The 22282-nt window shown below is 64.2% G+C and carries 19 protein-coding genes; 15 read left to right on the forward strand and 4 right to left on the reverse strand.

What is annotated here, in order from left to right:
* The first annotated feature begins 22 nt into the window (after nucleotides 1-22).
* Both XM53_RS23960 and XM53_RS16050 read left to right on the forward strand, forming a co-directional pair.
* The gene (locus XM53_RS23960) at nucleotides 23-145 is read left to right on the forward strand and encodes a hypothetical protein (protein ID WP_268873931.1); all 123 of its coding nucleotides are present in this window, start codon (nucleotides 23-25) and stop codon (nucleotides 143-145) included.
* 3 nt (nucleotides 146-148) lie between these two features.
* Nucleotides 149-1531 carry a sigma-54-dependent transcriptional regulator gene (locus XM53_RS16050; RefSeq protein ID WP_057795139.1) on the forward strand — a complete coding sequence of 461 codons (1383 nt, stop codon included), beginning with the start codon at nucleotides 149-151 and terminating at the stop codon, nucleotides 1529-1531.
* Between the two features lie 21 nt (nucleotides 1532-1552).
* On the opposite strand, the gene XM53_RS16055 is transcribed toward XM53_RS16050, so the two are convergent.
* The gene (locus XM53_RS16055; protein WP_057795142.1) at nucleotides 1553-3517 is read right to left on the reverse strand and encodes a sensor histidine kinase; all 1965 of its coding nucleotides are present in this window, start codon (nucleotides 3515-3517) and stop codon (nucleotides 1553-1555) included.
* A 326-nt stretch (nucleotides 3518-3843) separates the two neighbouring features.
* On the opposite strand from XM53_RS16055, the gene XM53_RS16060 reads away from it, so the two are divergent.
* The 8 genes from XM53_RS16060 to XM53_RS16095 all read left to right on the forward strand — a co-directional run bounded on the left by XM53_RS16060 (nucleotide 3844) and on the right by XM53_RS16095 (nucleotide 10586).
* Nucleotides 3844-4056: a hypothetical protein gene (locus XM53_RS16060; RefSeq protein ID WP_057795144.1), complete on the forward strand. Its 213-nt coding sequence runs from the start codon at nucleotides 3844-3846 to the stop codon at nucleotides 4054-4056.
* 5 nt (nucleotides 4057-4061) lie between these two features.
* On the forward strand, nucleotides 4062-4958 hold the full coding sequence (locus XM53_RS16065) for a 5-bromo-4-chloroindolyl phosphate hydrolysis family protein (RefSeq protein ID WP_057795146.1): 897 nt from the start codon (nucleotides 4062-4064) through the stop codon (nucleotides 4956-4958).
* A gap of 23 nt (nucleotides 4959-4981) precedes the next feature.
* The gene (locus XM53_RS16070; protein ID WP_057795148.1) at nucleotides 4982-6178 is read left to right on the forward strand and encodes a toxic anion resistance protein; all 1197 of its coding nucleotides are present in this window, start codon (nucleotides 4982-4984) and stop codon (nucleotides 6176-6178) included.
* Nucleotides 6179-6193: 15 nt separating this feature from the next.
* Nucleotides 6194-7144, forward strand: coding sequence for a DUF2927 domain-containing protein (locus XM53_RS16075; protein WP_236544530.1), 951 nt, complete (start codon nucleotides 6194-6196; stop codon nucleotides 7142-7144).
* A 98-nt stretch (nucleotides 7145-7242) separates the two neighbouring features.
* Nucleotides 7243-8367 carry an SPFH domain-containing protein gene (locus XM53_RS16080; RefSeq protein ID WP_057795151.1) on the forward strand — a complete coding sequence of 375 codons (1125 nt, stop codon included), beginning with the start codon at nucleotides 7243-7245 and terminating at the stop codon, nucleotides 8365-8367.
* On the forward strand, nucleotides 8364-8807 hold the full coding sequence (locus tag XM53_RS16085; protein WP_057795153.1) for a hypothetical protein: 444 nt from the start codon (nucleotides 8364-8366) through the stop codon (nucleotides 8805-8807). Before XM53_RS16080 ends, XM53_RS16085 begins: the two co-directional genes overlap by 4 nt.
* Before the next feature lie 4 nt (nucleotides 8808-8811).
* Nucleotides 8812-9915, forward strand: coding sequence for a TFIIB-type zinc finger domain-containing protein (locus XM53_RS16090; RefSeq protein ID WP_057795155.1), 1104 nt, complete (start codon nucleotides 8812-8814; stop codon nucleotides 9913-9915).
* Nucleotides 9912-10586 carry a nitroreductase gene (locus XM53_RS16095; protein WP_057795157.1) on the forward strand — a complete coding sequence of 225 codons (675 nt, stop codon included), beginning with the start codon at nucleotides 9912-9914 and terminating at the stop codon, nucleotides 10584-10586. Before XM53_RS16090 ends, XM53_RS16095 begins: the two co-directional genes overlap by 4 nt.
* 10 nt (nucleotides 10587-10596) lie before the next feature.
* Here XM53_RS16095 and XM53_RS16100 read toward each other — a convergent pair whose 3' ends face one another.
* Nucleotides 10597-12495 carry an acyl-CoA synthetase gene (locus tag XM53_RS16100; RefSeq protein ID WP_057795159.1) on the reverse strand — a complete coding sequence of 633 codons (1899 nt, stop codon included), beginning with the start codon at nucleotides 12493-12495 and terminating at the stop codon, nucleotides 10597-10599.
* Nucleotides 12496-12694: 199 nt separating this feature from the next.
* Between XM53_RS16100 and XM53_RS16105 the strand changes: the two genes are divergently transcribed.
* Complete coding sequence (locus XM53_RS16105; protein WP_057795161.1) at nucleotides 12695-13717, forward strand: Fe(3+) ABC transporter substrate-binding protein; 1023 nt, start codon at nucleotides 12695-12697, stop codon at nucleotides 13715-13717.
* Between the two features lie 161 nt (nucleotides 13718-13878).
* Here the strand turns inward: XM53_RS16105 and XM53_RS16110 are convergent, their stop codons facing one another.
* Nucleotides 13879-15444 (reverse strand): 2-isopropylmalate synthase, encoded by a 1566-nt coding sequence (locus XM53_RS16110; RefSeq protein ID WP_057795163.1) that lies wholly within the window; start codon nucleotides 15442-15444, stop codon nucleotides 13879-13881.
* A 264-nt stretch (nucleotides 15445-15708) separates the two neighbouring features.
* Here XM53_RS16110 and XM53_RS16115 point away from each other — a divergent pair, with 264 nt between their 5' ends.
* Together XM53_RS16115 and XM53_RS16120 are read left to right on the forward strand one after the other, a co-directional pair.
* Nucleotides 15709-16374 carry an SDR family NAD(P)-dependent oxidoreductase gene (locus XM53_RS16115; protein ID WP_057795165.1) on the forward strand — a complete coding sequence of 222 codons (666 nt, stop codon included), beginning with the start codon at nucleotides 15709-15711 and terminating at the stop codon, nucleotides 16372-16374.
* Nucleotides 16368-17897 carry a cryptochrome/photolyase family protein gene (locus XM53_RS16120; protein ID WP_057795307.1) on the forward strand — a complete coding sequence of 510 codons (1530 nt, stop codon included), beginning with the start codon at nucleotides 16368-16370 and terminating at the stop codon, nucleotides 17895-17897. Before XM53_RS16115 ends, XM53_RS16120 begins: the two co-directional genes overlap by 7 nt.
* A 308-nt stretch (nucleotides 17898-18205) precedes the next feature.
* Here the strand turns inward: XM53_RS16120 and XM53_RS16125 are convergent, their stop codons facing one another.
* Nucleotides 18206-19768, reverse strand: coding sequence for an MORN repeat-containing protein (locus XM53_RS16125; RefSeq protein ID WP_082631055.1), 1563 nt, complete (start codon nucleotides 19766-19768; stop codon nucleotides 18206-18208).
* Nucleotides 19769-19931: 163 nt separating this feature from the next.
* Between XM53_RS16125 and XM53_RS16130 the strand changes: the two genes are divergently transcribed.
* Nucleotides 19932-21590 (forward strand): NAD+ synthase, encoded by a 1659-nt coding sequence (locus XM53_RS16130; RefSeq protein ID WP_057795167.1) that lies wholly within the window; start codon nucleotides 19932-19934, stop codon nucleotides 21588-21590.
* Between the two features lie 65 nt (nucleotides 21591-21655).
* A complete protein-coding gene (locus XM53_RS16135) occupies nucleotides 21656-22189 on the forward strand; it encodes a hypothetical protein (RefSeq protein WP_057795169.1) in 534 nt (177 codons plus the stop codon).
* The last annotated feature ends 93 nt before the right edge of the window (nucleotides 22190-22282 follow it).

Raw genomic sequence — 22282 nt, forward strand, 5'->3', positions numbered from 1 at the left:
GGAGAACGGAGCAATGAAAGCGATGCTTTCCGCGTTTGCCGCCACGGCCATCATCGCCGTGGTCGCGTGGTACGGGCTGCACGAGGCGGGATTCTCTGCCGGTGAGCAGAATGCCGGGGAGTCGGTTCGACTGGGAGACGAGTAAGGCATGTCAAGGCCCGCCGCCGCGCCAGCGCCCGGAGGCCCGGCCGAAAAGGCGCGGGACGATTATGGCGAAAACCTGCAGTTCGCCTCGGTTCTGGTGATCGACGACGAGCCGGGGATGCGCAACTTTCTGACCAAGATCCTGGAACCGCGGGTCAAGCGGGTCGAACAGGCACGGTCGGCCGAGCAGGCGGCGGAGATCCTGGATCTTGCGCATTTCGACCTCGTGATCCTGGACAACGTGATGCCGGGCAAGACCGGGCTGGACTGGCTGTCCGAGCAGCGGCGCGTGGGGCTATTCGCCGACACGATCATGATTACGGCCTATGCCGATCTGGACACCGCGATCCGGGCGTTGCGCACGGGCGTGGCGGATTTCGTGCTGAAGCCGTTTCGCGCCAACCAGATCCTGAACGCGGTGGCCCGCGCGCTGGACCGCAAGTACCTGCGGCGCGAGAACTTCCTGCTGAAACACGAGTTGAGCGAGGGCGGGCAGGCCGCGCGCGGGCGTCTGTTGGGCAATTCGCCCGCGATCCAGCGGGTGCGCGACGTTCTGGCCAAGCTGGCGCCGACGCCGGCCTCGGTGTTGTTCACGGGCGCCAGCGGCACGGGCAAGGAGATTGCCGCGCGCACGCTGCACGCCATGTCGGACCGCGCCGGCGAGCCTTTCGTTGCGGTCAACTGTGCCGCGGTGTCGCCGGACCATATCGCCGAGGAACTGTTCGGCGTGGTCGAGGGCCGCGACCGGACCCGTGACGGGCTGTTTCTGCACGCCGATGGGGGCACGCTGTTTCTGGACGAGGTGGCGCAGCTGCCCGAGCAGGTGCAGGCAGGTCTGTTGCGGGTGCTGGAGGATCGCAGGATCCGGCCATTGGGGGCCGAGCGCGAGATCCCTCTGAACCTGCGTTTTTTCTTTGCCACCAACGCGGATTTGCAGGCCGAGGTCGATGCCGGGCGGTTCCGTGCGGACCTTTATCACCGCATCAACGTGGTGAACGTGGACATGCCGCCGCTGGCCGACCGCAGCGAGGATATCGTGGAGCTTGCCGCGCTGTTCATGAGCGAGTTTTCCCGTGCGCTGGCGCTGCCGGCGCTGGATCTGAACGAGGAAATCCTGCTGAAGCTGAGCCGTTACGACTGGCCCGGCAACGTGCGCGAGCTGCGCAACCTGATCGAGCGGTCGGTGATCCTTGGCCAGTTCCCGGAGGAATTCGCGGGCCATGGCACGGTGACGGGGCAAGAGGCGATCGAAACCTTGGCGCTGGTGGAGCAACGGCACATCATGAGCGTGCTGGACGCCTGCGACGGCAACCGGGCCGAGGCGGCGCGGCGTCTGGGTGTCAGCCGCAAGACGGTGGACCGGAAATGCGCCGCGTGGGATATTTGATCGGGCTAGGCGCGGTTCCGATCACGGGTCATCTTGATCCTGGGGCAGCCAGACGGTGAATTCCGCGCCGCCCGTATCGCGGTTGCGCACGCTGATCAGGCCCCCGGACTGGCGTATCAAGGTCTGGCTAACCGAAAGGCCAAGGCCGGTGCCTTCGCCCGGCTTGGTGGTGTAGAACGGGTCGAACACGGTGTTCAGCCGCTCGTTCGCGATGCCGGGTCCGGTATCGGCCACGACGAGCGCGGTGCCGGACTGTCCGTCGCGCCGCTCGGCCCGGATCGACAGCGACAGCTCGCCGGGGCCGTCCATCGCCTGTACCGCGTTGACCACAAGGTTGATGATGACCTGCTGTAACTCTCCGGGGTTGATGCGGACCGGCGGGGCATCTTCGGCGCGGTGGGTGGTGACGGTGACATTGCGGCGCGAGATCACGTGATCGACCAGCACAAGGCAGTCGTCCAGTACGGCGGCGACTTCGACATGCTCGGAAAAGGCGTTGAATTCGCTGGGACGGGCGAATTGCAGCAGCTTGCCGACGATGGCGTTGATCCGGGCGATCTGGCGGTCGATCAGGTTGAGTTCGGTCATGAGTGGCGTCGCGTCGTCGGCGAGGGTTTCGCGGATGACGTCGATATTGCCCTGGATGACCGCGACCGGATTGTTGATCTCGTGCGCGACACCGGCGGTGATTTCGCCGATCGAGGCGAGTTTCTCGCTCATCACAAGCTGCTGGTAGGTGGTTTCAAGCTTTTCATTGGCCTCGCGCAGCTCGGCAGTACGGTCCTCGACGCGGGTGTTCAGCTCGTCCGCCCAGGAGCGCAGGGCGCGGTCGCGTTCCTGCACCTGGTCCAGCAGTTCGTCGAGATGCGCCGCGACCTGGCCGATTTCGTCGCGCGAGGACACGGCGCCGATGCGCGCGTCAAGCTGGCCGCCCTCGACCCGTTTCATGGTCTGGTTCATGCGCTCGAGCGGCGAGAAGATGCCCCCGGCCATGCGCAGAAAGAGCGGAATGGTCAGCAGCAGGACACCGACGAAGGCCGAAAAGACAAGGATGAAGGCGCTGCGCTTTTCCGCGACGAAGGGGGCCTCGAGAAAGCCCACATAGAGCATTCCGACGCGGCGCGAAAAGCTGTCGGTCAAGGGCAGATAGCCGGAGATGTACCAGTCGTTGACCACGAAGGCGCGGTCGAGCCAGGTGCGGCCTTCGTCCAGCACCCGGTTGCGCACCACCGCCGAGACGCGGGTGCCAAGCGCGCGCTCGCCTTCGAACAGGCGCACGTTGGTCGAGACGCGCACGTCTTCCAGAAACAGGGTCGCGGTGCCTTGCCGTTCGACATCGGCGGCGTCGTCGGACTGGTAGACAAGGGCGTTGATCGTGTCGATGAAATCGAGGTTCCGGTTGAGCAGGATGCCCCCGACCAGCACGCCCGCGCCGCCCGCCGCGCCGAGATCGGTCGCGGTGTGCACGATCATGCCGCGGTCCTCGACCACGCGTTCGGTGGGCACCGCGGCCTCGGTCGGGATGAGCGGCAGGCGCGCGCGCATGGCCAGGCCGGGGTCTATCGCGGCAAGCTGGTCGCCCGACAGGATGTCGATATCGGTCGCGCTGCCGCCCTTGAGCGCGGCGGCGATGACCGGCCAGGTCTCGGCGGCGGCCCGGGCGGGGGGCTCTGGCAGGTAATAGAGGAAATCCAGGCCCAGCGACCTGCGCTCGGTGTCGAGAAACCGGACCATATTGGCGTCTGCGCCCGCCATAGCCTCACGGAACCGGGTGGAGCGGGCCAGCGCGGCGACGTCGCCGCCGGTGGTCGCGAGGATCTGGTCCAGATACTGCTCGGCGATGCGCAGATCGCTTTCGACATTGGTGATCAGCAGGTTGTCATAGTTTGCGGCCCAGCGGCCGACGGCAAGCCACAAGAGCAGGGGCAGCAGGACCACCAGCGGCAAAAGTGCCAGGATCAGAAGGCGCAGACGGACCGATGTCATGCCGGGGCGGGTCCTTGTTCGTTGTCCTCGGACTTTAGGCGATGGGGTGCTGGGCGTCCATTCCGGCGGGGTGGGGCCATTTGGTTTAGGTTTCGTGAGGTATATGAGCTGAGCCGTTCGAATTTCCCTCCGTGACGCTGGGTGCAAATCTTTTGTCAGAAAAGATTTGCCAAAAGCTTTCATAAAGCTTTTGGAGCGTCCCAAAAGGGCCGAAGTGCTTGGGAACACGGGAAGCGGTTGCGATGTTTCCCCTAGCAACCCCCGAAGCGTTAACCTAAGTTTCGGGTAGGAAATGCGACACCGGACGCGGGAGACGGGGCGGCGTGATGCGGATTCTCATGCTGATATTCTTGATTGTTGCCGCGGTCGCGCTGGCCGCGGTGGCGATGTCCGCCGTGGCGCGCGCGGCACGTGACGCGGGGGCGGTCGGGCGCGACATCGCGGTCACAACGAGAGGAACTTTCATGCAGAAAATCGCCTATGCGGCTCTTTTCATCGTGATGCTGGGCGTCACCAGCGGCCTGCTTGGGGGCTTGTGACGCGCATGGCACGGAAGTTCGGCGGAAAATACAGCCCCGATGGCGGCGGTGCGGAGGTGGCGAAGCCGCGCGATGCCTCGTCCTACCGTGGTGCGACGGTCGAGCCGGCGGGCGCGCGGGCGAACCTGATGTTCGTACCCGCGGCGGTGGTTTTGTTCACCTCGCTGACCTCGGGGGCGACCGGGTTGGCGCTTGGGGTCGTGTCCGCCGCGGTGCTGGCGCTGTCGGCATGGCTCTTGCGCGACGGGCTGAAGGCGGAGGCGGCTTACAACACGCGCAAGGTGGCGCGGCGGCCGGGCATCCCACGCAAACTTTTCTCGTCCGTTCTGGCGGGGCTGGGCATCGCGGTGGCCGCCTACAAGGTCGAGGCCGGGGTGGCGGCGCCGGTGATCTTCGGCGCGGTGACGACGGCGCTGCATGTCTTTTCCTTTGGCGTCGACCCTATGAAGGACAAGGGCATGGAGGGCGTCGACAGGTTGCAGACCGACCGCGTGGCGCGGGTGGTGGACCAGGCCGAGACGTACCTGAGCGCCATGTCCGACGCGATCCGCCGGGCCGGGGACCGCACGGCGGAAGCCCGGCTGGAGCGGTTTCAGGTCAGCGTTCGCGACATGCTGCGCACCGTCGAGGACGACCCGCGCGACCTGACGGCGACGCGCAAGTACCTTGGCGTCTACCTGATGGGGGCGCGGGACGCGACGGTGAAGTTCGCCGATATCCAGGCGCGGTCGCCGGACCCAAAGGCGAAGGCGAATTACCTAGAACTGCTTGGCGACCTCGAGGCGAATTTCGAGGCCAAGACAAAGACGCTTCTGGCCGACAACAACAGCGATCTCGAGATCGAGATCGAGGTTCTGCGCGACCGCCTGGCGCGCGAAGGTATCAGATACGACACGACCTAGGAATTTCAGGAAGGACATTGATCATGTCAGAAGACGTACGCACGAAGGCCGAAGCCGCCCTGGCCGAGGTGGAAGAAGTGAACCGCGTGGTCCTGCCCGAGCCGAAAGAGGCCGGGGCCGTGGTGACCATGGCGGAGGCCGATCCCGCGGTGGGTGCCGAGATCCGGCAGCGGATGGACGAGATCGACATGGCCGACACCAATTCGATTGTGTCGTTCGGGTCGGCCGCGCAGGCGGAGTTGCAGGAAATCTCGCAATCCATGCTGCAGGGCGTGCGCAACAAGGATGTGGGACCGGCGGGCGACAGCCTGCGTGGCATCGTCACGACCATTCGCGGATTTTCGGTCAGCGAGCTGGACGTGCGGCGCGAGCGGTCATGGTGGGAAAAGTTGATCGGGCGGGCCGCGCCGTTTGCCAAGTTCACCGCGCGCTTCGAGGATGTGCAGGGCCAGATCGACAAGATTACCGACGACCTGCTAAAGCACGAGCATGTGCTGCTGAAGGACATCAAGTCGCTGGATCTTCTGTATGAAAAGACGCTGCAATTCTACGACGAACTGGCGCTTTACATCGCGGCGGGCGAGGAAAAGCTGAAAGAGTTGGACGAAAACGACATCCCGGCCAAGGAGGCCGAGGTCAACGCCGCGCCCGAGGACGACCAGGTGATGAAGGCGCAGGAATTGCGCGACCTGCGCGCCGCGCGCGACGACCTGGAACGCCGCGTGCATGACCTAAAGCTGACGCGTCAGGTCACGATGCAGTCGCTGCCGTCGATCCGGCTGGTGCAGGAGAACGACAAGAGCCTGGTGACCAAGATCAACTCCACCCTGGTGAACACCGTGCCGCTTTGGGAGACGCAGCTGGCGCAGGCGGTCACCATTCAGCGCAGCGCCGAGGCCGCTGCGGCGGTGCACGAGGCCAACGACCTGACCAACGAGCTGTTGACCGCGAATGCCAAGAACCTGCGGGACGCCAACAAGACCATCCGCCAGGAGATGGAGCGCGGGGTGTTCGACATCGAGGCCGTCAAGCAGGCCAATGCGGACCTGATCGGCACGATCGAGGAAAGCCTGCAGATCGCCGACGAGGGCAAGGCGCGCCGCGCCAAGGCCGAGCAGGACCTGCAATCGATGGAAAAGGAGTTGCGCGACACGCTGGCCGCCGCCAAGTCGCGTGGCGATGGCGTGGGCGAGAACAGCGGAGGCGCGGTGCCGGCATGATCGGGTGGGGGTGCCTTGCGTAAACTGTACAGATATTTTCCCGGCGTTCTGATGCTGGCCGGTGCGCTTGCGCTGGCGGGCTGCGACGATGTGGTGTCCGAGGATCCCCCGACCAAGCCGCAGGCGCGGCCCAACGCGATGGTGCGTGCGCCACAGCCCAGCGGCCCGTCGGAGGCCAGCCAGGATCTTGCGCGCTATTACCAGCGGGTTGAGAATGACCTTGTTGCGCAGGGGCTGATGCGCCGGGATGGAGGCGGTGTGGACACGCCGTTTACCGATACAGATCTTCTGCGGAATTTCGTGCAGATCGGGTTTTACGAGGAATATCAGCGCGACAAGGGCCTGTTGCCGTCTCAAAGCGGGCCGGTGGCGATCAAGAAATGGACCGGACCGGTGCGGATCGGGGTCGAGTTCGGGCGCAACGTACCGGACGCCATCAAGACCAGTGAACGCGCTCGGGTCGCGGCCTATGCCAGCCGTCTTGCGCGGGTCACGGGCCATCCAATCACGGTCAGCGATGCATCGCCCAATTTCGTGGTGCTGTTCATGAGCAACGATGACGGGGCGCAGTCGCGCGCGCGGGCTTTGGAGGTGATCCCGGCGATTGCCAAGTCGAACCTGGCGATCATCACCAACCTGCCGCGTTCGACCCAGTGCTTCGTGATTTCCGCCGGTGTCCGCAGCGAGAACGAGCTTGGCGTCGCGCTGGCCTATATCCGGTCAGAGCTGACCGACCTGCAACGGCTGGCCTGCATTCACGAGGAAATCGCGCAAGGGTTGGGCCTGACCAATGACAGCCCGCGCGCCCGGCCCTCGATCTTCAACGACGACGAGGAATTCGCGCTGTTGACCACCCATGACGAGATGCTGCTGGAGGCGCTATACAATCCCGCGCTGACGCCCGGCATGGGGCTGGAAGAGGCGCGCCCAATCCTGCGGCGCCTGTTCGAGAGGGGCGCGTCGTGAGGGATGTCACGATAGGATCTTTGGCGGCTTTGCCACTTGGACTAATGATAAAAACAGATGTCCGCGTGGCGGACGGAAACTAGCGCACGGAGATTACCATGGGCATTTTTGATTTTCTTTCAGGCGAATTCATCGACGTCATCCATTGGGTCGACGATACCCGCGACACGATGGTCTGGCGGTTCGAACGCCACGGGCACGAGATCAAGTACGGCGCCAAGCTGACCGTCCGCGAAGGCCAGGCGGCGGTGTTCGTGCACGAGGGGCAGCTGGCGGATGTGTTCACGCCGGGGCTTTACATGCTCGAGACGAACAACATGCCGATCATGACGACGCTTCAGCACTGGGACCACGGGTTCAAGAGCCCGTTCAAGTCCGAGATCTATTTCATCAACACGACGCGGTTCACCGATCTCAAGTGGGGCACGAAGAACCCGATCATGCTGCGCGATCCCGAGTTCGGGCCGACGCGCATCAGGGCCTTTGGAACCTACAGCACGCGGGTGACGGACTCGGCCAAGTTCCTGACCGAGATCGTCGGCACCGACGGCGAGTTCACGATGGACGAGATCAGCTATCAGATCCGTAACATCATCGTGCAAAGCTTTAGCCGGATCATCGCGGGCAGCGGCATTCCGGTGCTGGACATGGCGGCCAATACCGCCGATCTGGGCAAGCTGGTGGCGGCGGAGATTTCCGCCGTGGTGGCGGAGTACGGGCTAACGATCCCGGAGTTTTATATCGAGAACATCTCGCTTCCGCCGGCGGTCGAGGAGGCGCTGGACAAGCGTACGTCGATGGGTCTGGCGGGCGATCTGGGCAAGTTTACCCAGTATTCGGCGGCCGAGGCGATGACGGCAGCGGCCAAGAACACCGGCGGGGCCGGTGGCGGCATGGGCGCCGGGATCGGCGCGGGGCTGGGCATGGCGATGGCGGGCCAGATGGCCGGGCAGGGCGGGCCTTGGGGCCAAGCTGCGCATCAGCCGTCACCGGCTGCCGCGCCGCCCCCGCCGCCGGTCGAGCATGTCTGGCACATCGCCGAAAACGGCCAGACCCATGGCCCCTATTCCAAGGCCGCGCTGGGCCGGATGGCAAGCGAGGGTAAGCTGACGCGCGAGAGCCACGTCTGGACCGCGGGGCAGGATGGCTGGCTGAAGGCCGGAGACGTGCAGGAACTGGCGCAGCTCTTCACCATCTTGCCGCCCCCGCCGCCCGGCGCGTGAAGGCGTTCAAGGCACGGCGGCTGGCGACGCAGATCCTGCATTGGACGACAGGCGTGCTTTTGTACCTTCTTTTGTCCGTCGACGACCGGATATTCGGCCTGTTGGGTTGGGCCTTCGTGGTGTCTGGCGGGGCGCTCTGCGTTCTGTGGCTGTGCTTCGGCCTGCTGAACCAGGGGCCGGGGCCCGCGCTGGAAGGTGTCTTGCGCACAGCGCATCCTTGGCTGAGCCGGGCGATGTACGTTCTGCTGGCATGGGCCGTGGTGGCCCTGGCCGCCGGGGCGCTGGGGCGGCCCTTGCCGGGGCCGGAGGCGCGGACAGCGTTGCTGGTGCTGGGGGCAGCCGCGCTCTTTCACGCGATATTCCATCTTTGGCGCCACACGGCCTTGCGGGACGGGGCGCTGCGCCGCATCATCCCGGCGAAATTGCACAAGTACCTGTAGGCACATGCTCGATTCCCCGACCGTAGAACAAGAACACCGTTTTCCCTGTGACCAGTGCGGCGCCGATTTCCGGTTTGATCCGCAGGCGGGCAAGCTGATCTGCGATCATTGCGGCAACGAGGCGGAGATGGAGCAGGCGGGCCCCTGGGCCGCGCCCTTGAAGGAACTGGATTTCGGCGCGGCGGTGAAGGGCGACCTGGCGGCGTCCGAGATCGAGGAGACGCGCGTCGCGACCTGCCCCAACTGCGCCGCGCAGGTGGAATTCGACGCCACGGTACACGCAAGGGAGTGCCCGTTCTGCGCCACGCCGGTGGTGACGGACACCGGCACCCACCGGCATATCAAGCCGCGCGGGGTCTTGCCGTTCAAGGTGGACGAACCCGCCGCGCGGGGCGCGATGACCGACTGGCTGGGCCGGTTGTGGTTCGCGCCCAACGGGTTGCAGGAGTATGCCCGCAAGGGGCGCAAGATGCAGGGCATCTATGTGCCCTACTGGACCTATGATGCCGACACCAGGTCCAGCTATACCGGCGAGCGCGGGACCGTCTATTACGAGACCAAGACCGTGATGCGCGATGGCAAGCGGCAGCAGGTGCAGGTGGCCAAGGTCCGCTGGACGCCGGTGCAGGGCCGGGTGGCGCGGTTCTTCGACGATGTGCTGGTATTGGCGTCCAAGACGTTGCCGAAACGCTATACCGACGCGTTGGAGCCGTGGGAACTGGGCGAGTTGCAGCCCTACAGCCCGGAATTTCTGGCCGGATTCCGGGCCGAGGGGTACCAGGTGACGCTGGACGACGGGTTCGTGCAGGCGCGCCAGATCATGGATGCCCGGATCGCACGGGACGTGCGGTTCGATATCAGTGGGGATCGGCAGCGGATCCATTCCATCGACACGGCGGTCAGCGCCGTGACCTTCAAGCATATCCTGCTGCCGGTGTGGCTGGCGGCCTACAAGTACCGCGGCGAGACTTACCGCTTCGTCGTCAATGGCCGCACCGGCAAGGTGCAGGGCGAACGGCCCTATTCCGCGATCAAGATCGCGATTGCCGTGGTGATCGGCGTGATTGTCGCGGCCGCTGTGGGCTATGGCGTGGCGATGAGCCAATGAGCGCGGATGGTGAGACCCTGAAGCGTCTGATGCAGGCGCGCTATTCCTGCCGCGCCTTTCGGCCCGAGCCGGTGGAGGATGCCATTATCGAGCGGATCGTGGACACCGCGCGGCACACCGCCAGCTGGAACAACACCCAACCCTGGGAAGTGCTCGTGACGCGTGGCGCAGAGACGGAAAGCTTCCGTCAGGCCCTGCTGAGCGAGGTGCAGGCGGGCAAGCCGGGGCCGGACATGGACTGGCCCGAAAGCTATCCTGGCGCCTTAGGCGAGCGGCGGCGGACCTGTGGTTATGCGCTTTACAACGCGGTCGGGATCGCGCGGGAGGATCGCGAGGCGCGGGCGCGGCAGTCGATGCGGAATTTCGAGCTGTTCGACGCGCCTCATGTAGCCATCCTGCATATCCCGCAGGTTCTGGGGCCTTATGGCGCGCTGGATGCCGGCGGGTTCCTGACGGCCTTCATGCTGGCGGCGACGGCCGAAGGGCTTGGCACGATCGCGCAGGCGGCGGTGGCGGCCTATCCAAAAGTGATCCGGCGGCAGTTCGGACTGCCCGAAGACCACGCGATCCTGTGTGCGATTTCATTCGGCTATGCCGATGAGACGCACCCCGTGAACCAGTACCGCACCGAGCGCGAAGACATCGGTGCGATCCTGTCGTTCAAGGGCTGAGGCCGGACCTTCAGGCGGCGTCGGCCTTGGGCTTGGCGTCGGCCCATTCCCACGGGCGGGTGAATTCGCCCAGGCATTGCGAGATCGCCGCCTCGTCCGCGTCGCCGGTTTTCGACAGGCGGGCCACCAGACCGCGCTTCTTGTCGTCGATCACCTCGGTAACCTCGGCGTTGATGCCAGCGTCTGCCAGCGCGGCATTGTAGACGCGCGTTATCGCCCGCTTGCGCAGATCAGGCTTGAAGACCTTGCCGACAGCGGTTTTCGGCAGTTCGTCCAGCACCTCGATATATTTCGGGATGGCGGCGCGTTCGTGGACATGCACCTTGCAATGTTCCAGCAGCGCGGCGCTATCCACCGAGCCGCCCGAGACCAGTTCGACATAGGCGCAAGGCAACTCGCCCGAATGCGCGTCTGGCTGGCCGATGGCACCGGCGCCCGCGACCTCGGCATGGGCCATCAGCGCCTCTTCGATATCGGCGGGGTCGATGTTGTGGCCGCCGCGAATGATCAGATCCTTGGCGCGGCCGGTGATCCAGAGGTATCCGTCGCCGTCGATCCGGCCCAGGTCGCCGGTGCGCAGATAGACCTCGTGATGGTAGAGGTCCTTATTCTTGGCGGCCTCGGTATAGGTGTTGCCGGCAAAGACGCCCGGGTTGGCGATGCAGATCTCGCCCACCTCGTCGGGGCCGCATTCGGTGCCGTCGGTCTTGTAGATCTTGACGTCGGTATAGGGCAGGGGGACGCCGACGCTGCCGACCTTCTTTTCGCCCGTGGGCGGGTTGCAGGAAACCAGGCATGTGGCCTCGGTTAGGCCGTAGCCCTCGATCACGGTCATGCCGGTGGCGGATTCGAAGCGTTTGAACAGCTCCAGCGGCATGGGCGCGGAGCCCGAGAAGGCGTTTTTCACCTTCGAGATATCGGCGTTCACCTTGCGCTGCATCAGCGCGGCGGTGGCGGTGGGCACGGTGATGACGAAGGTCGTGCCCCAGCGTTCCAGCAGCTTCCAGAAGTTGTCGAACACGCCGTCGCCGCGATAGCCCGCAGGGGTGGGAAAGACCACATGCGAGCCGGACTTGATCATCGCCATCAGAATCACGTGGCAGGCGAAGACGTGGAACAAGGGAAGCGGGCACATGATACTGTCATGCTCGTCAAACAGCAGCCGATGGCCCAGCCAGCCGTTATAGACCATGCCGGAATACTTGTGCTGGGCGACCTTGGGCATCCCGGTGGTGCCACCGGTGTGGAAATAGGCGGCGACGCGGTCGGTGGCGCTGTCCTCGAAGGCCAGCGTCTTGGGGTGCTTGCGGGCCTCGGCGTTGAAATTCTTGACGTCGGCGTGGTGGTTGTCGGGATTCTTGGGGCGAATGAGCGGGACGATCCAGCTTTTGGGCGGCGTCAGGTAGCGGACAAGATCGACCTCCAGCACCGTGTGCACGCGCGGCGCGTTGCGCACGGCCTCGGCCATTTTCTGGGCCACGTCGGTTTTCGGGAAGGACCGCAAGGTCACGACCACGCGGGCGTCGGTTTCGCGCAGGATCGCGCCGATCTGTTCGGGCTCGAGCAGGGGGTTGATCGGGTTGGCGATGCCCGCGACCATGGCGCCGATCGTGGCGATGGCGGTTTCCAGGCAGTTGGGCATGACGAGGGCAATCACGTCATCCTGTGAAATTTTCAGGCTGCGAAAGAGGTTCGCGGCCTGGCAGACACGCCCGTGAAACTCGGCCCAGGTCAGCGTCTGCGCCTTGTCCGTGGGGCCAGACAGAAGCTGGTAACTGACCGCCGGACGATCCGGAAAGGCCGCGGCGGTGTCCGCCAGCATCCGGTAGACCGTCTTGGGCAGGTCGCGCGCCTCCCACGGCATTTCTTGCTGGATAGCGATCACGTCCTGGCGTGTCGAAAATGTCATGGTGTCTCCTCCCGTAGCGCGACTTCGTGCGCCCTTTTCTCCCGTTCGGGCAGCATGGTCACGAATTGCAGGGCGCGCAAGTTTTACGCTGCGTATTCTTGCCGTCTGCGGCGTGGTCAAAAACGTCTCTTGACTCTTTTAGTCGGAAAATTCATCAGTAACCTACAAATTCACTCAGAAAAAGAAAGGCTGTTACTTGATGGCTAATCTGACCTCTCGTTCCCTTGTTGCCGCCCTGGCCCTGACCGGCGTGGCCGTGCCAGCCCTCGCGCAAGAGGTGAACGTCTATTCCTCGCGTCACTACGACACCGACGACGCGCTTTATGACGCGTTCACCGAGGAGACCGGGATCACGGTGAACCGGATCGAGGCCGATGCGGACGAGTTGATTGCGCGGCTTGAGGCCGAGGGCGAGAACAGCCCCGCCGACGTGCTGATTACCGTGGACGCGGGCCGCATGGCGCGGGCCGAGGAGCTGGACCTGCTGGCGCCCTACGAGTCGCAGACCATCGAGGACCGCATTCCGGATCACCTCGAGCATCCCGACAACCTGTGGTACGGCATCGCGCAGCGCGCGCGGATCATCTATTACGACAAGGAAAAGGTGGAAAACCCGCCGCAGACCTATGAAGAGCTGGCCGATCCCGCGTGGGAAGGCAAGATCTGCATCCGGTCGTCCTCGAACATCTACAACCAGTCGCTGATGGCCTCGATCATCGAGACCCACGGCGAGGAAGCGGCCAAGGAGTGGGCGCAGGGTATCGTCAAAAACATGGCGCGCGACCCGCAGGGCGGCGACACCGACCAGCTGCGCGGCATCGTGTCGGGCGAATGCGAAGTGGCGGTGGGCAACCATTATTACTTCGTGCGCGGGTTTGAATCGGACGTCGAGGGCCTGAGCGACGGCATCGATCAGATCGGCTGGGTCTGGCCCAACCAGGACGGGCGCGGGACGCATGTGAACCTGTCGACGGCGGCGATGCTGAAGACCGCGCCGAACCCCGAGAACGCGATGAAGCTGATGGAGTATTTCACCAGCGATACGGCGCAGACCAACCTTGCGACGGGCAATCACGAATACCCCGCCGTCGAGGACGCGCCTGGCACGGCGACCACCGAGCGCCTGGGCGACTTCAAGCCGGACGAGACCACGCCCACCGCAGCCTTTAGCCGGAACGCGGCCAAGGCGCAGGAACTGTTCAACGCGGTCGGCTGGGACTGATCCTTCTTTCGAGCAGGCAAGTTATGCGGCGTCCCCAATTGGGGGCGCCGTTTTCGTTGACCGATGGTTTATTGCTTTCGGGATTTGTTAAGCGGTAGGAGCGGTCGTCAGCCCCTCTCGAAAGTGCCTCGCCCGGGTCTGGCCCGGGCAAGGCGGGCTTGTCAGCTTACATCCTTGTAGCTGACTTCCTTTTCGTTCTCGCCAAGCTTCGCACGGCGCGTCAACAAACGGTTGAGCGCGTTGATATAGGCCTTGGCGCTGGCGACCACGGTGTCGGTGTCTGCCGACTGGCCGGTGGCGATGTTGCCGCCTTCTTCCAGCCGGACAGAGACCGTGGCCTGTGCGTCGGTGCCCTCGGTCACGGCGTGCACCTGGTAGAGCGACAGGTGCGCGTCGTTGGGGTGCAACTGGCGCACGGCCTTGAACGTGGCGTCCACGGGGCCGTCGCCTTGCTCGGTCGCGGAGGTTTCCTTGCCGTCGATGGACATGACCATCTCGGCCTCGGCCTGTCCGCCCGTGCCGCAGACCACGCGCAGGGATTTCAGAACAAGGCGGTCATTTTCGGCGTCCTCGCCGGCGGTGACCAGCGCGATCAGGTCTTCGTCGAACACCTCTTTCTTGCGGTCGGCCAGTTCCTTGAACCGCACGAAAACATCGCTCAGCTGATTCTCGGCCAGCTCGATCCCGAGGTTTTTCAGCTTCGACCGCAACGCGGCGCGGCCCGAATGCTTGCCCATGACGATGTTGGTTTCCGTCAGGCCCACATCCTCGGGGCGCATGATCTCGAACGTCTCGGCGTTCTTCAGCATTCCATCCTGGTGAATGCCGGATTCGTGGGCGAACGCGTTCTTGCCGACGATGGCCTTGTTCGGCTGCACCTGAAAGCCCGAGACGGTGGCGACCCGGCGGGACAGATGCATGATCTTCGTACTGTCGATGCGCGTGTGATAGGGCAGGATGTCGTTGCGGACCTTCATGGCCATCACGACCTCTTCCAGCGCGGTGTTGCCGGCGCGTTCGCCCAAGCCGTTGATCGTGCACTCGATTTGCCGCGCGCCACCTTCGACGGCGGCCAGCGAGTTGGCCGTGGCCATGCCGAGATCGTTGTGGCAGTGGGTTGCGAAAACCACCTCGTCGGCGCCGGGCACCTCGGCTATCAGGCGGCGAATCAGGTCGGCGCTTTCGACCGGCGCGGTGTAACCGACGGTATCGGGGATGTTGATCGTGGTGGCCCCGGCCTTGATGGCGATCTCGACCACGCGGGCGAGGTAATCCCACTCGGTCCGCGTCGCATCCATTGGGGACCATTGCACATTGTCGCAAAGGTTGCGCGCGTGCGTCACCGTCTCGTGGATGCGCTCGGCCATTTCATCCTTGGTCAAGTTCGGGATGGCGCGGTGCAGGGGCGACGTGCCGATAAAGGTATGAATGCGGGGCTGGGCCGCGTGCTTCACGGCCTCCCAGCAGCGGTCGATATCCTTGAGATTGGCGCGCGCGAGCCCGCAGATCACGCTGTTTTTCGCGTTCCTGGCGATCTCGGAAACGGCACGGAAGTCGCCTTCGGACGCGATGGGAAAGCCGGCCTCGATGATGTCGACGCCCATTTCGTCCAGAAGGCCGGCGATTTCCAGCTTTTCGGCATGGGTCATGGTGGCGCCGGGGGATTGTTCGCCGTCGCGCAAGGTGGTGTCGAAGATCACCACGCGGTTTTCGTCTGAAGTGGTCATGTCATGTCTCGTGTTTTGGTCCTAAGCCTGTGGCGCGAAAGGCTACTCCTCTGAGCGGTCGCGCCGGATCAGGGCACGCTCAGAGGCGGCTTAGGAGCAGACGCGCGGAAAGGCAAGCCGCCGGGGCGGGGCTTGCGGGGCCGTGGATATGGCGGCGCGTAGACATGACGCAGAGCATAGGCACGATTGGCGGCGTTGAAAACCCCCGATCTGGCGGCGATTTGCGCCTTGAAGCAGGGGTGCCGCCCGCTAGCTCTTGGCGTCATGAAAGATGCATTGGTGATAGGCGCCTCGGGTGGGATCGGATCGGCCCTCGTGGCCGAGTTGGAAAACCGCGATGTGCGGGTGACAGGACTGTCACGGTCGGCCGACGGGCTGGACGTGACGGACGAGGCGTCGGTCAAGGTGCATCTGGGGGCTTTGGACGGCGAGTTCGATCTTGTCTTCGTGGCCACCGGCGCGCTGGAACTGGACGGGCGCGGGCCCGAGAAGTCATTGAAAGAATTGACAGCTGACGCGATGGAAGCGCAGTTCCGGGTGAATTGCGTGGGGCCATCTTTGGTGCTCAAGCATAGTGTTCGGCTGTTGCCGCGCGACCGGGAATGCCGGTTTGCCGCCCTGTCGGCGCGCGTCGGGTCGATCGGGGATAACGGCCTGGGTGGCTGGTACGGTTACCGCACGGCCAAGGCGGCGGTGAACCAGATGATCCACGGCGGGGCGATCGAACTGAGCCGCACGCACAGGCAGTCGATCTGCGTCGCGCTGCATCCCGGCACGGTGGAGACGCCGCTGACGGAAAAGTTCGCGGGCGGGCACACAACGGTGACGCCCGAGGCGGCAGCGACGAACCTTCTGGATGTGCTTGCGGGGCTAACCCCCGAGAATACCGGGCAATTCTTTGATTGGGCCGGGGAGCCGGTGCCGTGGTGAAGCGGCTGATCCTGGTGCTGGGGGACCAGCTGAGCAAGACCCTGTCGGCGCTGCGTGAGGCCGACAAGGACAGCGACCTCGTGGTCATGGCCGAGGTGGCGGACGAGGCCAGTTACGTTGGGCATCATCCTAAGAAAATCGCGCTGATCTTTTCGGCCATGCGCCATTTTGCCGGAGAATTACAAGGCGATGGCTGGCAGGTGGCGTATTCGCGACTGGACGATGACGAGACGTCGAAATCCATCGTCGGCGAATTGATGCGACGTGGGCAGGAGCATGACACGACCGAGGTGGTCGCGACCCGGCCCGGTGAATGGCGATTGATCGAAGCTCTGGACAATGCGCCGCTGACTGTGAAGACCCTGCCCGATGACCGGTTCGTGGCCTCGCTCGATGAGTTCAACACATGGGCCGAGGGACGCAAGTCCTTGAGGATGGAGTATTTCTATCGCGACATGCGGCGCAAGACGGGCCTGATGATGGAGGGGGATGAGCCGGCGGGCGAGAAGTGGAATTACGACCACGAGAACCGCAAGCCCGCGTCGGGCGACATGCTGCGCTCGACGCCGATGGAGTTCACGCCGGACCAGATCACAGAGGAGGTTCTGAATCTGGTCGAGAAGAAATTCGACAAGAATTTCGGGGTGTTGCGTCCCTTTACTTATGCTGTGACCCGGGGGCAGGCGCTGCGGGCGCTGGATCATTTCGCCAAGAACCTGCTGGACTGTTTCGGCGATTATCAGGATGCGATGTTGCAGGACGACCGGTTTCTGCACCATTCGCTGTTATCGCAATATTTGAACATCGGATTGCTGGATCCTGTGGAAATCTGCACCCGTGTGGAAGAAGAATGGAAAGCCGGGAACGTGCCGATCAATGCCGCTGAAGGCTTTATCCGGCAGATCATCGGCTGGCGGGAATATGTGCGGGGGATCTATTTCCGGGAAGGTCCGGACTATGTGACGCGCAATGCGCTGGGGCATGAACGGGACCTGCCGTGGATGTATTGGGGCGGTGAGACGCATATGAACTGCGTCTCTCATGCCGTTGATCAGACACGGGAATTGGCTTATGCGCATCATATTCAAAGGCTGATGGTGACGGGCAATTTCGCCGTTCTGGCGGGGGTCGATCCGCACCAGGTGCACGAGTGGTACCTGGCCGTTTACCATGATGCGTATGAATGGGTGGAGGCGCCCAACGTGATCGGGATGAGCCAGTTTGCCGATGACGGGATCATTGCGTCGAAGCCCTATGTCAGTTCGGGCAATTACATCGACAAGATGTCGGATTATTGTGGGTCCTGCGCCTATTCCGTCAAGGAGAAGACAGGCGAAAAGGCGTGTCCTTTCAATCTGTTATATTGGGACTTTCTTGTGCGGCACCGGGAGAAATTCGCCGGCAATCCGCGCATGGGGCAGATGTATGCCACATGGGACCGAATGAAGGACGACCGCAAGGAGGCGGTTCTGGAAGGTGCGAAGCGGATTTTGGACCGGCTGGATGCGGGCGAGGTGGTGTGAGTCGGGCGAGAGGTTAACAGCCCGAAAATCGCGAAAACCACGTCTGTATCGCGTCGGTATTCGCGTCGGTATTGCGACGGTGCCAGCGTCAGAGCGCCGGGGTGAACAGGGCGTGCGGAGTTAACGAAAAATTAGCGGGGCGACGCGTGGGTTTTCACCCACCAGAGGTGGGTTTTCACCCACCCTACGCGTGGAGCGGGGGGGCGGCACGCGGCATCCCGGGCTTGACCCGGGATCTCTTGTTGGAGCGTGGTGCCCCCTTGTGGCGAGAGGTCCCGGATCAGGTCCGGGACGGGCGGAACGCAGGATCAGTTGCTTTCGTCGGTGGTCCCATCATCCGAGGTTTCGGTCTCTGCCGAGGTTCCGGTTCCGCCAGTCTCGGTCGACCCTGTGCCGCTCTCCTCGCCGGAGGCGTCGGGGGTGTTCCCCGTGGTGGCCGGTTCGGCCGCGGCCTCTTCCTCGGTGATGATGGTGGTCTGCTCGGCCAGCGCGCCGTCGGACCATTCGCCGGAGGCCTCTTCGCCGGTGGCGTAGCGCATGGTGCCGGTGCCCTGCCGCTTGCCGTTTTCGAACGTGCCCTCGTAGACGTCGCCATTGGTATAGGTGGCGACGCCCTGGCCCGAAATCTCGCCGTTCTGCCACTCGCCTTCGTAGACGAAGCCGTCGGGCATGGTGATCTTGCCCTGCCCGTGGCGCTGGCCCGCGCGGAACTCGCCATCGTAGACGGTGCCGTCGGCGTAGGTGGCGGTGCCTTGCCCGTGCCGTTGGCCGTCCTGCCACGCGCCTTCATAGCGATAGCCGTCGGGATAGGTCATCACGCCCTGACCGTGGTTCTTGGCGTTCTGGAACTCGCCTTCGTAGACGAGGCCGTTGGGATAGGTGGCCTTGCCCATACCTTCGATCACGCCGCCCGACCACTCGCCCTCGTAGGTGGAGCCGTCGGGATAGGTGACCTTGCCCTGGCCGTTGGCCAGGTCGTCGCGGAACTGGCCGACATAGACCGAGCCGTCGGGATAGGTGACCGTGCCTTGGCCCGATATTTTGCCCGCGACCCACGACCCTTCGTAGCGATAGCCGTCGGAGCCGGTGAACGTCCCCTGGCCATGGCGGCTGTCATCGGCGAACTCGCCCTCGTAGACATCGCCGTTGTTGTAGACCACGCGGCCCTGGCCCTCGCGCCGGCCCGCCACAAGCTCGCCCTCATAGACGTCGCCGTTGGGCTGCGTGAGCTTGCCGGTGCCGTTGATCTGGCCCTCGGCCCAGGTTCCCTCGTAGATCAGCCCGTCGGGCATGGTCAGCGTGCCTTCGCCATCGCGCGCGCCGCGCTTGACCTGGCCTTCATAGACCGCGCCGTCGGGGTAGGTGATCGTCGCCATGCCTTCCTTGACGCCGTTCACCCAGTCGCCGTCGTAGATATATCCGCCGGGGCTTTCCATGCGGCCGCGGCCATGGTGTTGCGCGTTGCGAAAGCCGCCCTGGTAGCGCACGCCGTTGGCATAGACTGCCACGCCCTCGCCGTTGATCTTGCCGTCCTCCCAGGTGCCCTCGTAGGTGCCGCCGTCGGAAAAGGTGATCTTGCCCACGCCCTCGGGCTTGCCCTTGGCGAACTCGCCCTCGTAGACCGAGCCGTTGGGAAAGCGCGCGGTGCCGGTGCCGCGGATCTCGCCATCGACCCATTCGCCGGAATACTCATAGCCATTGGGAAGCGTGTAGGTGCCGGTGCCGTGCTGAAGCCCGTTACGGAACGTGCCTTCGTATATGCCGCCATCGTCGTACTGCTTGGTCTGGACCTCGCCGTCCTGCGCGAGCGCGGGGCTGCTGAGCCCAAGCATCGCGGCGAGGACGATAGATGTGACGGTTCTGCTCTGCATGTCTGCCCACTCACCCAGGTTCTGCGACAACCCCCCAACGGGTCTGCAAGAGCGTAATTGACCGGCGCAGGGGAGACAACGGCTTTTCCCGGTTTCGGCTTTCCCTCGCGCGTTCATCTGTTAAATCGAAGGGGAGCGATGAATGGCAGGGGTTCAAGGGCGCATGGCGGATCGGTTTCGCGTGACATTGGCACAGCTGAACGCCACGGTGGGCGACCTGGAGGGCAACGCCGCGCTGGCGCGCAAGGCGTGGGAGGCGGGGCGCGACTCCGGGGCCGACCTTGTGGCGCTGCCCGAGATGTTCATCACCGGCTACAACACGCAGGATTTGATCAAGAAGCCGGTCTTTCACCAGGCGGCGATCGCGAAGATCGAGGCGTTGGCGCAGGACTGCGCGGTGGGGCCGGCGCTGGCCATCGGGGGGCCGGCGCTGGAAGGGGCGGAGCTTTACAACGCCTATTACATCCTGAAGGGCGGCAGCATCACGGCCTGCGTGCTGAAGCATCACCTGCCCAACGAGACGGTGTTCGACGAGGTGCGGCTTTATGCGTCGGGCGACGTGATGGGGCCCTACGCGGTGGACGGTGTGCGCATCGGGTCGCCCATCTGCGAGGACAGCTGGCACGAGGACGTGCCCGAGACGCTGGCCGAGACGGGGGCGGAGTTCCTGCTGGTGCCCAATGGCTCGCCCTATTACCGCGGCAAGCTGGCGCATCGGCACCAGTTGATGGTGGCCCGCGTGGTCGAGACGGGGCTGCCGCTGATCTACCTCAACCTGGTGGGCGCGCAGGACGACCAGGTGTTCGATGGCGGGACCTTTGCGCTGAACCCCGGGGGCGGTTTGGCGGTGCAGATGCCGCTGATGGAAGAGGACATCGCGCATATCGACCTGCTGCGTGGCGACGACGGCTGGCGGATCGAGACGGGGGCGCTGGCGCATATCCCCGACACGCTGGAGAGCGATTACCACGCGATGGTGCTGAGCTTGCGCGACTACATGCGCAAGACGGGGTTCAATAAAGTGCTCTTGGGTCTGTCGGGCGGTGTGGACAGCGCGATTGTCGCCACCATCGCGGTGGATGCGCTGGGGGCCGAGAATGTGCGTTGCGTGATGCTGCCGTCGGAGTATACTTCGCAGGCCTCATTGGACGATGCCAAGGATTGCGCCAAGGCCCTTGGCGCGCGGTATGATTTCGTGCCTATCGCCGAGGGGCGGGCGGCGATCACCAATACGCTGGCGCCCTTGTTCGAGGGCACCGAACCGGGGATCACCGAGGAGAACATACAGTCGCGGCTGCGTGGTTTGTTGTTGATGGCGCTCAGCAACAAGTTCGGGGAAATGCTGTTGACCACCGGCAACAAGTCGGAGGTGGCGGTGGGCTATGCCACGATCTATGGCGACATGGCGGGGGGCTATAACCCGATCAAGGATCTGTACAAGACGCGGGTCTTTGATGTGTGCCGGTGGCGCAATGCCAATCACCGCGAGTGGATGATGGGGCCGGAGGGCGAGGTGATCCCCGAGAACATCATCACCAAGCCGCCCAGTGCGGAGTTGCGCGAGGACCAGAAGGACAGTGACAGCCTACCGGATTATCCGGTGCTGGACGGGATATTGCAGATCCTGGTGGACGAGGACGGCTCGATCGAGGATTGCGTCAAGGCGGGCTATGACCGCGCGGATGCGGCGCGGGTCGAGCACCTGATCTACATCAGCGAATACAAGCGGTTCCAGTCGGCGCCGGGCACGCGCCTGTCGAAGCGGGCGTTCTGGCTGGACCGGCGTTATCCCATCGTGAACCGGTGGCGGGATGGGGGATGAGCCGGTTCTGCATGACCGAGGGGTGTCTGTTAACGTCTGGGCATTGATATGCGCAGGAGGTTGATATGACACGTTTTTTCACGGCAATTGCCGCGATTGTGCTGGCGGCGCCGGCTTGGGCGGCGGAGCTGAACGACGACTTTGAGGCGATCGGGACGATGAGCGTCACGCTGGACGGCGAGACGATGGAGCTGGTCATTCCCTATGATGTAGACGGCGAGGAGGCCTACGCCCAGCAGAAGATGATCATGGGATCGACGCTGTCGATCAATGCCGTGGGGCAGACGGTTGGCAAGGATGGCACACCGGGGCGGCCCATGGTGCAGGTCACGCTGCTGGAGCAGGGCGGCGAGATGCGGTTTCTGTCGGCGGAGGTCTTCGACGAACAGGGCTTTGACGCGCCGCTGGCGATGGGTGCGGACGGCGGGGATGGCACGCTGAGCGCCTATGAGATGAGCGACGACAACGTGGTGACGGCGACGGTGGAGGGCACGTTCCTGCGGCTGACGGGCTATACCGGCGACCCGCGCGTGGCCGATGGCGCCGCGCCGGTGGCGGCGACGATCCGGCTCGAGGCGGAGTTGGCGCCGCTGGAGTGACGCGAAAGGCGCGCTGGCCGGTTAGGCCCGCGACCTGACCGGCCAACGGGGGCGCGAGATCCCGGGGGCCGAGCGGGCCAGAGATCCTCGGGT

The sequence above is a fragment of the Roseovarius atlanticus genome, from assembly GCF_001441615.1.
GTDB classification, from domain to species: Bacteria; Pseudomonadota; Alphaproteobacteria; order Rhodobacterales; family Rhodobacteraceae; genus Roseovarius; species Roseovarius atlanticus.